Annotated in this window: 10 protein-coding genes; 8 read left to right on the top strand and 2 right to left on the bottom strand. The window is 70.7% G+C overall.

Features of this window, described 5'->3' with window-relative positions:
* Window positions 1–284 precede the first annotated feature (284 nt).
* Both thrS and AC3RJ7_RS06970 read left to right on the top strand, forming a co-directional pair.
* Window positions 285–2,219, top strand: coding sequence for a threonine--tRNA ligase (thrS, locus tag AC3RJ7_RS06965; protein WP_491455245.1), 1,935 nt, complete (start codon window positions 285–287; stop codon window positions 2,217–2,219).
* A complete protein-coding gene (locus AC3RJ7_RS06970; RefSeq protein ID WP_491455062.1) occupies window positions 2,216–2,788 on the top strand; it encodes an HIT family protein in 573 nt (190 codons plus the stop codon). Before thrS ends, AC3RJ7_RS06970 begins: the two co-directional genes overlap by 4 nt.
* A gap of 133 nt (window positions 2,789–2,921) precedes the next feature.
* On the opposite strand, the gene pdxY is transcribed toward AC3RJ7_RS06970, so the two are convergent.
* On the bottom strand, window positions 2,922–3,773 hold the full coding sequence (gene pdxY, locus AC3RJ7_RS06975) for a pyridoxal kinase PdxY (protein ID WP_491455063.1): 852 nt from the start codon (window positions 3,771–3,773) through the stop codon (window positions 2,922–2,924).
* 36 nt (window positions 3,774–3,809) lie between these two features.
* Window positions 3,810–5,174 carry an aminotransferase class I/II-fold pyridoxal phosphate-dependent enzyme gene (locus AC3RJ7_RS06980; protein WP_491455064.1) on the bottom strand — a complete coding sequence of 455 codons (1,365 nt, stop codon included), beginning with the start codon at window positions 5,172–5,174 and terminating at the stop codon, window positions 3,810–3,812.
* A gap of 82 nt (window positions 5,175–5,256) precedes the next feature.
* Between AC3RJ7_RS06980 and pdxS the strand changes: the two genes are divergently transcribed.
* The 6 genes from pdxS to AC3RJ7_RS07010 form a co-directional block, all read left to right on the top strand.
* Window positions 5,257–6,147 (top strand): pyridoxal 5'-phosphate synthase lyase subunit PdxS, encoded by an 891-nt coding sequence (gene pdxS / locus AC3RJ7_RS06985; protein ID WP_491455065.1) that lies wholly within the window; start codon window positions 5,257–5,259, stop codon window positions 6,145–6,147.
* A complete protein-coding gene (gene pdxT, locus AC3RJ7_RS06990) occupies window positions 6,144–6,782 on the top strand; it encodes a pyridoxal 5'-phosphate synthase glutaminase subunit PdxT (protein ID WP_491455066.1) in 639 nt (212 codons plus the stop codon). The genes pdxS and pdxT overlap by 4 nt, the downstream gene beginning before the upstream one ends.
* A gap of 73 nt (window positions 6,783–6,855) precedes the next feature.
* Window positions 6,856–7,569: a hemerythrin domain-containing protein gene (locus AC3RJ7_RS06995; protein ID WP_491455067.1), complete on the top strand. Its 714-nt coding sequence runs from the start codon at window positions 6,856–6,858 to the stop codon at window positions 7,567–7,569.
* 61 nt (window positions 7,570–7,630) lie between these two features.
* On the top strand, window positions 7,631–8,158 hold the full coding sequence (locus tag AC3RJ7_RS07000; protein ID WP_491455068.1) for a DUF1697 domain-containing protein: 528 nt from the start codon (window positions 7,631–7,633) through the stop codon (window positions 8,156–8,158).
* 111 nt (window positions 8,159–8,269) lie between these two features.
* Complete coding sequence (locus AC3RJ7_RS07005; RefSeq protein ID WP_491455069.1) at window positions 8,270–9,025, top strand: YebC/PmpR family DNA-binding transcriptional regulator; 756 nt, start codon at window positions 8,270–8,272, stop codon at window positions 9,023–9,025.
* A 10-nt stretch (window positions 9,026–9,035) separates the two neighbouring features.
* A partial coding sequence (locus AC3RJ7_RS07010) for a crossover junction endodeoxyribonuclease RuvC (RefSeq protein ID WP_491455070.1) occupies window positions 9,036–9,442 on the top strand: 407 nt, incomplete at its 3' end.

Consider the following 9,442-nt stretch of genomic DNA (forward strand, 5'->3'; position numbering starts at 1 on the left):
CGAGCGGCATCGCGGCGAGGCATCCGCTGCGCTGCAGGCGGCCAGAGGGCCGGACCCCGGTGACCGGCTTTCGCTTTCACCGGGATCCGGCGGACCGACACGCAGCCGGTCCACCGGGAATTGTCCCCCGAAACGGCCGCATCGGGGTACACCCCCGTTCGGGGCGAGGGCGCCAGAGGCATGGTCGGCGGCCGACTACAGTTGAAGGGTTCGTTTCGAGAATCAAGGAGTGGATCCAGGTGGCTGACGGCTTCGAGCTCTTCACCGACCGATCCGTTGTCGCGATGCGCGTCAACGGCGAGCTCAAGGACCTGGCCACGACGGTGACGGACACCGACGTCGTCGAGCCCGTCACGATCGACTCGCCCGACGGGCTGAACATCCTCCGTCACTCGACCGCGCACGTGCTCGCGCAGGCCGTGCAGAACGTGAACCCCGAGGCGAAGCTCGGCATCGGCCCGCCCGTCACCGACGGCTTCTACTACGACTTCGACGTCGCCGAGGCGTTCTCGACCGACGACCTGAAGGCGCTCGACAAGGAGATGGCGCGCATCATCCGCGCCGGCCAGCGGTTCGTGCGCCGGGTCGTGACCGACGACGAGGCGCGGGCCGAGCTCGCGTCGGAGCCCTACAAGCTCGAACTGATCGGGCTCAAGGGCAGCGCCTCGAGCGGCGGTGACAACGAGAACGTCGAGGTCGGCGCCGGTGAGCTCACCATCTACGACAACGTCGACCCCAAGACGGGCGAGGTCGCCTGGAAGGACCTCTGCCGTGGGCCGCACCTGCCGAACACGCGCATGATCGGCAACGGCTGGGCGCTGCAGCGTGTCGCCGGAGCCTACTGGCGCGGGAGCGAGAAGAACCCGCAGCTCCAGCGCATCTACGGCACCGCGTGGCCCACGAAGGACGAGCTGCGCGCCTACCAGCACCGCCTCGAGGAGGCGGCCAAGCGCGATCACCGCAAGCTCGGCAAGGAGCTCGACCTGTTCAGCTTCCCCGACGAGATCGGCTCGGGCCTGTCGGTCTGGCACCCCAAGGGCGGCGTCGTGCGCGGCGAGATGGAGCAGCACGCCCGTCGTCGGCACGTCGAGGGCGGGTACACCTACGTGTACACCCCGCACATCTCGAAGGAGGACCTCTTCCTCCAGTCGAACCACCTCGTCACCTACCGCGAGGGCATGTTCCCGCCCATCGTGATGGACGAGGAGCGCGACGCCGACGGCAACGTCACCAAGCAGGGCCAGGACTACTACCTGAAGCCCATGAACTGCCCGATGCACATCCTGATCTACAAGGAGCGCGCGCGCAGTTACCGCGACCTGCCGATGCGGCTCGCCGAGAACGGCACCGTGTACCGCAACGAGCTCTCGGGCGCCCTGCACGGCCTCACCCGCGTGCGCGGCTTCACCCAGGACGACTCGCACCTCTTCGTCACCCCCGAGCAGCTCGAGGAGGAGACGACCCGCGTGCTCGAGTTCGTCATCTCGATGCTGCGCGATTTCGGCCTCGAGGACTTCGAGCTCGAGCTGTCGATGCGCGACGACGAGAAGTCGAAGTGGATCGGCACCGACGAGTTCTGGGAGTACTCGACGAACGCCCTGCGCAACGTCGCGGTCGCGAGCGGGCTGAAGCTCACCGAGGTGCCAGGCGAGGCCGCGTTCTACGGTCCGAAGATCGACCTCAAGACCCGCGACGCGATCGGCCGCACGTGGCAGCTGTCGACTGTGCAGGTCGACCCGAACCTGCCCGAGCGCTTCGAACTCGAGTACATGGGGCCCGACGGCGAGAAGCACCGCCCGATCATGATCCACCGCGCCCTGTTCGGGTCGATCGAGCGGTTCTTCGCGATCCTCCTCGAGCACTACGCGGGGGTCTTCCCGGTGTGGCTCGCGCCGGTGCAGGTCGTCGGCATCCCGGTCGCCGACGAGTACGCGCCGTACCTCGGCGCGATCGTCGAGCAGTTGAAGGGCTTCGGCGTGCGCGCCGAGCTCGATGCGAGCGACGACCGCATGCAGAAGAAGATCCGCAACCACACCACCCAGAAGGTGCCGTTCCAGCTCATCGCGGGCGAGAACGACCGCTCGGGCGGGACGGTGAGCTTCCGGTTCCGCGACGGCACGCAGGAGAACGGCGTGCCGATCGCCCGGGCGATCGAACTCGTGCGCGAGTCGATCGCCGACCACCGGCAGGTGACGACGCGCGACGACCTGTTCGCATGACCAGTTACGAGCGCGACGAGTTCGACGGGGTGCCCACGGATGCCTCGGCCGACCTGGCCGGCGTGCCCGATGCGTTCCAGCGCCTCTGGACCCCGCATCGGCTCGTGTACATCCAGCAGGGCCAGCAGCCCGACGAGCACGCCTGCCCGTTCTGCCGCGCACCCGAGATGAGCGACGAGCAGTCGCTCATCGTCGCGCGGGGCGAGCACGCCTACGTGCTGCTCAACCTGTTCCCGTACAACTCGGGCCACCTGCTCGTGTGCCCGTACCGCCACATCGCGACCTACGACGAGGCGAACGCCGACGAGGTCGCCGAGATCGGCGAGCTCACGCAGACGGCGATGCGCGTGGTCAAGCAGGTCTCGAGGTGCGACGGCTTCAACATCGGCATGAACCAGGGCCGCATCGCGGGCGCCGGCATCGCCGAGCACCTGCACCAGCACATCGTGCCGCGCTGGGCGCTCGACTCGAACTTCTTCCCGATCATCGCCGGGACGAAGGCGCTGCCGCGTCTGCTCGGCGAGGTGCGGGAGGAGATCGCCGACGGCTGGCCGACTTCGGCCGGGTAAGCCTGCGGTCGGTCGAGCAGCGACGGAGCGCCGGGTCGAGGAGGCGCGCAGCGCCGTCTCGAAACCAGCGTATCGAGACCACCGTCGGAGGTGGCCTCGATACGGCGCTTCGCGCCGACTCGACCGACCCCGGTCAGCGGACCTGCTGCACCTCGAACTGCATGCGCGGGTTGGCGTAGTACTCCTGCGACTCGATGAGCTGCAGTTCGCGCTCGCCCGACTCGTGCGTCGTCGCGAGCAGGTCGTAGACGCTCGAGATCGTGCGGGCGAGGGCGTCGGCCGCATCGCCCGTGCGGCGGTAGTGGGCCGTGAACAGTGCGGCGGTGACATCCCCTGAACCGTTCGCCTTGAGCGGCAGGTGCGGGGTCCGCGCGAGCCAGGCGCCGTGCTCGTCGACCGCGAGCATCTCGATGGTGCCGGGCTCGCGGTCGGGGCGCTCGACGCTCGTGACGAGGATCGTCGACGGGCCCGACGCGCGGGCGAGGTCGACCGACGCGAGCGTGGACTCGAGGGTGTCGGGCTCGGTGCCGGTGAGGTAGCCGAGCTCGAACTGGTTCGGCGTGATGAGGTCGGCGGCGGGCACGACGCGTTCGCGCAGCAGCACCGGGATGGCGGGCGCCACGAAGCATCCCGACTTGGCGTTGCCCATGACCGGGTCGCACGCGTAGACGGCGGCCGGGTTCGCCGCCTTGACCCGCGACACGGCGTCGAGGATGACGTCCGCGATGCCGTCGCTGCCCTGGTAGCCGCTCAGCACGACGTCGATGTCGCCGAGCACGCCGCGCTCCTCGATGCCCGTGATGACCTCGCGGACGTCGTCGGGGGCGATGAGCGGCCCGCGCCAGGCGCCGTACCCCGTGTGGTTGGAGAAGTTCACGGTGTAGACGGGCAGGACTTCGACGCCGATGCGCTGGAGGGGGAACACGGCCGCGGAGTTGCCGACGTGGCCGAAGGCGACCGCCGACTGGATCGAGAGGATCTTCACCGTTCGATCATCGCATCTCGGATGGGCGCGTCCGATTCAGTGGACCGCCGCGCGGCTCGAGGCGGCGCGCACCGCTGCGCCCACATCGGCGGCGAGCTGCACGAGCTCGTCGTCGTCGAGTGCGTGGACGGTGAGCCGCAGCCGGCCGGCCGGCGGTCGGTCGCCGAGGGAGAACTCGTCGCCCGGGCGTGCGAGCCATCCGCGCCGCATCAGCTGTTCGGAGACCTCGCGAGCCGGCGCGGCGACCGGCACCCAGACGTTGAGCCCGTCGCCGGGCGTCGTGGGCACGCCCGCTTCGGTCAGCAGCGCGGCGAACGCCGCATTCCGGGCGGCGTAGTGGTCGCCGGCGGCACGGATGCCCGAGGCGACGTCGGGGTCGGTCGCGAGGGCGTGGACGAGCCGCTGGAGCAGGTGGCTCACCCACGTCGTCCCGGGGGTCAGCCGCATCGCGAGCCGTTCGGCCGTCTCGGGGTCCGACGCCGTCACCGCGAGGCACATGTCGGGGCCGAGGAACTTGGACACCGAGCGGACGAGCGCCCACCGCCGATGCTCGGGCCCGATGAGGGAATGGAACGGGCGCCGGGAGAGCAGCGAGTAATGGTCGTCCTCGATGACCAGGACGTACGGGTGCTCGCGGAGGACCTCGCGCAGCTCGGCCGCCCGGGTCGCCGTGAGGCTCGCCCCCGTCGGGTTCTGGGCTCGGGGTGTGCAGATGACCGCACGAACGCCCTGCTCGAGCGCGGCCCGGAGTCCGTCGGCCGTCATGCCCTCGTCGTCGACGGGCACGGGCACGGGCCGGTAGCCGGCGACGCGCACGGTGTGGATGCTCGTGAGGAAGCACGGGTCCTCGAGGGCGACGGCGTCGTCGCGGGTCAACGCCTGGGCGAGCAGCCGCTCGACCGCGTCGGCCGCGCCGCTCGTCACGGTCAGGCGCATGGGCGTGCCGGGCGGCAGGTCGCCGGCCATCCAGGCGCCCGCCCACGCCTCGAGGCCCGGATCGATGACCGGTTCGCCGTAGAGCACCGGGCGCCGGGCGATGCTCGCGAGGACGCTCGACGGGTCGGGGATGCGCGAGGCATCCGGGTTGCCGGTGCCGATGTCGCGCAGGGCGGTATCGGCGGCGAAGCCCTCTTGCGCGACCGGCGCGGTGCCCGCGACGCGGGTGCCACCGCGGCCCAGCGTGACGACGACGCCCGCGCTCGTGAGCTGCCGGTAGGCGGCGACGGCGGTGTTGCGGTTGACGCCGAGCTGTTCGGCGAGGCTGCGGACGGGGGGCAGGGCGTCGCCGGGTCGCAACTCGCCGCGCTCGATCAGCGTGCGCAGGCTCTCCGCGATCTCGGCCGCCGAACGTCCCTCGATGTCGATGCTCACGTCACCATCCTTCCGCAGTTCTCCGGCCATGCTATCTTTTGGCCTAGGTCAATCATCCCGTTGGTCTGTACTGAAGCGCGCACTGCCACGCGCTCGTCGAAAGGATTCCCCCGTGACCGCACCCGAGACGGGCTCGAACCGCGTGAAGCGCGGCCTCGCCGAGATGCTGAAGGGCGGCGTCATCATGGACGTCGTCACCCCCGAGCAGGCCCGCATCGCCGAGGACGCCGGCGCGGTCGCCGTCATGGCGCTCGAGCGCGTGCCCGCCGACATCCGCGCACAGGGCGGCGTCGCCCGCATGAGCGATCCCGACCTCATCGAGGCGATCATCGCCGAGGTCTCCATCCCGGTCATGGCGAAGGCGCGCATCGGCCACTTCGTCGAGGCGCAGGTGCTGCAGGCGCTCGACGTCGACTACATCGACGAATCGGAGGTGCTCTCGCCCGCCGACTACGTCAACCACATCGACAAGTGGAACTTCACCGTGCCGTTCGTCTGCGGTGCGACCAACCTGGGTGAGGCGCTCCGCCGCATCAACGAGGGCGCGGCGATGATCCGCTCGAAGGGCGAGGCCGGCACGGGCGACGTGTCCGAGGCGACCAAGCACATCCGCAAGATCACCTCGGAGATCAACGCGCTGAAGTCGATGACGAAGGACGAGCTCTACGTCGCGGCGAAGGAGCTGCAGGCGCCGTACGAGCTCGTCGCCGAGGTCGCCGAGACCGGCAAGCTCCCGGTCGTGCTCTTCACCGCGGGCGGCGTCGCGACGCCGGCCGACGCGGCGATGATGATGCAGCTCGGCGCCGACGGCGTCTTCGTGGGCTCCGGCATCTTCAAGTCGGGCAACCCCGAGGCGCGCGCCGCGGCCGTCGTCAAGGCGACGACCTTCTACGACGACCCGTCGGTCATCGCCGAGGTCTCGCGCGGCCTCGGCGAGGCGATGGTCGGCATCAACGTCGGCGACCTGCCCGCGCCGCACCGCCTCGCCGAGCGCGGCTGGTGACGACGACGCTGCGAGCCGGCTCCCTCGACGCGGGGCCGGTCTCGGCCGGCCCCCGCGTCGGGGTGCTCGCCCTGCAGGGCGACTTCCGGGAGCACGCGCACGTGCTCGCTGCGCTCGGTGCCCGGGTGACGCTCGTGCGCCGTCCCGAGGAGCTCGCCGAGGTCGACGGTCTCGTCATCCCCGGCGGCGAGTCGAGCGTGATGGACAAGCTGTCGCGCACCTTCGGCCTCGCCGAGCCGCTCAAGGCCGCGATCTCGGACGGGATGCCCGTCTACGGCACCTGCGCCGGCCTCATCATGCTCGCCGACACCGTGCTCGACGCGATCGCGGGGCAGCAGTCGCTCGGCGGCCTCGACGTCGTCGTGCGGCGCAACGCCTTCGGCTCGCAGAACCAGTCGTTCGAGACCGATCTCGTGATCCCCGAACTCGGCGAACCGCCCGTCCACGCGGTGTTCATCCGCGGACCCGTCGTCGAATCGGTGGGTCCCGCCGCCACGGCGCTCGCGACGCTCGACGACGGCCGGGTGGTCGCGGTCGAGCAGGGCAGCCTCCTGGGCACGAGCTTCCACCCCGAGATCAACGGCGAGCACCGCTTCCACGAGTACTTCCTCTCGAAGGTCGGCGCGCGGGTCTGAACCCCGAACGGGGGCGGCGGTCTCAGTGCCGGCACCGATTCCGGCGCTGCCGCGCATCGATAGCGTCGCCCGCATGACCAGACGACTGCCGAGCACCGGCGCCGACGACCGCATCGTCGACGAGACCGGTTGCGACACGAGCGACATCTTCATCGTCCACCGCATCTTCCGCTGGGGCTACCGCGAACTGCCCCGACTCGTGCGGGGCGTCGCCCCCGGCGACCTCGCGCGGGCGGCTTCGGTCGCGAACGCGGTCGACCTCATCGACCGCGGCCTGCACGTGCACCACCACGGCGAGGACGAACTGATCTGGGACCGCCTCGAGCGACGCGAGCCCGGCTGCTCGATGCACGTCGACGTCATGAAGGCGCAGCACGCCCAGGTCGCCGAACTGCTCGACCGCGTCGACCCGCTCGTCGCCGAGTGGCGCACGACCGCCGATCCCGAGACGGGGGAGCGGCTCGCCGCGGCACTGGACGACGTCGGCACGACCCTCGGTGTGCACCTCGGCCGGGAGGAGGCCGACGTCGTGCCCATCGCCGCCCGCGTGCTCAGCCAGGCGGAGTGGGACGAGGTGGGCGAGCACGGGCGCGCGGCGCTGCCGAAGGAGGCGATGCCGATCCAGCTCGGCCTCATGATCGACGCCCTGCCGCCCGCCGAGCGCGACGACTGGCTGAAGGCGAACCTGCCGGCGCCGATCCGGCTGCTCTGGGTGCTGCTCATGCGCCGCAAGTACGCCGCGTGGCAGCGCGACGTCTTCCCGGCGGGCATGCCCGCGCTCGCCTGAGCTCTCCGTCGGCGCGCGGCGCCGCTCGCCGCGCGTCGACGGCCGCGCTACGCTCGCCCTCGTGACCGAGTGGATCGCCCTGCTGCGCGGGGTCAACGTGGGCGGCATCACCGTGCGGTCGGCGGAGCTCGCCGCGCTCTTCCGGGAACTCGGCTTCGACGGCGTGCGCACGGTGCTCGCGAGCGGCAACGTCGCGTTCACCACCGACGAGGCGGATGCCTCGGCGCTGAAGTCGCGCATCGAGCAGGGGCTCTCCGACCGGTTCGGCTACGAGGCATGGATCGTGCTCGTCGATCGCGAGGAGCTCGAGCGGGTCGTCGCGGCATTCCCGTTCGACGCCGAGCGCGAGGGCTGGCATCCGTACGTCGTCTTCTCCTCGTCCCCGGCGGCGCTCGACGAGCTCGTCGCCGCCGCCGACGAGCTCGATCCGGCCGACGACGTGGTCACGAGCGGCGACGGCGTGGTCTACTGGCACAATCGCCGCGAGCGAGGCGTCGGCAGCGCGTTCTCGAAGCTCACCGCGAAGGCGCGGTTCAAGCCGAGCCTCACGACGCGCAACGTGCGCACGCTGCGCAAGCTCGTCGGCTGACGGGCCGCTCCGGAAGGGACATCCGGGCGGTGCGCCGGAGCGCGGCCCGCGCGCTCGACTAGAATGAACCGTCGGCGGGCGCCCCCGCCGAGAAGTCGATACAGGAGCAGCATGTCCGGGCATTCCAAGTGGGCGACGACCAAGCACAAGAAGGCCGTCATCGACGCGCGTCGCGCGAAGTCGTTCGCGAAGCTCATCAAGAACATCGAGGTCGCGGCCAAGCTCGGCGGCGCCGACCTGAACGGCAACCCGACCCTGTACGACGCGGTGCAGAAGGCCAAGAAGACCTCGGTGCCGAACGACAACATCGACCGCGCGATCAAGCGCGGCGCCGGCATCGGCGGCGAGGCCGTCGAGTACCTGAGCATCACGTACGAGGCGTACGGCCCGTCGGGCGTCGCCCTCATGGTCGAGGTGCTGACCGACAACAAGAACCGCGCGGCCGCCGAGGTGCGCACGGGGCTCAGCCGCAACGGCGGCACGCTCGCCGACCCGGGCTCGGTCGCGTACAACTTCACCCGCAAGGGCGTCATCGTCGTCTCGGGCGAGGGCACGACCGAGGACGACGTCATGATGGCGGCCCTCGAGGCCGGCGCAGAAGAGATCGAGCCGCACGCGCAGGGCTTCGAGGTCATCACCGACCCGTCCGACATGGTAGAGGTGCGCAAGGCGCTCCAGGAGGCGGGGCTCGACTACGAGTCGGCCGACATCGAGTTCGTGCCGAACCTCAAGGTCGAGATCGACGCCGACACCGCGCGCAAGGTGTTCCGGCTCATCGACGCCCTCGAGGACTCGGACGACGTGCAGAACGTCTACAGCAACTTCGACCTGACCCCCGAGGTCCAGGCCGAGCTCGAGGCGGAGTAGGCCGATCGCCGTGCGGGTGCTCGGCATCGACCCCGGGCTCACCCGCTGCGGCGTCGGCGTCGTCGACGTGCAGGGCGATCGGACCGCGCGGCTCGTCGACGTCGTCGTGCTGCGGTCGCCGACCGACGCGCCGATCGAGCGGCGTCTCGCGCGCATCGCCGACGGCCTCGAGGCGATCTTCGACGAGCATCGGCCCCAGGCGGTCGCGCTCGAGCGGGTGTTCGCGCGTTCCGACGTGTCCACGATCATGGGCACGGCGCAGATCTCGGGTGTCGCGATGCTCATCGCCGCGCGCCGGGAACTGCCCGTGGCGCTGCACACCCCCTCCGAGGTGAAGGCGGCGATCACCGGCTACGGCCGCGCCGACAAGAAGCAGGTCGGCGCGATGGTCGCTCGCATCCTCGGGCTCGAGGCGGT

Source organism: Agromyces solani, from assembly GCF_058349925.1.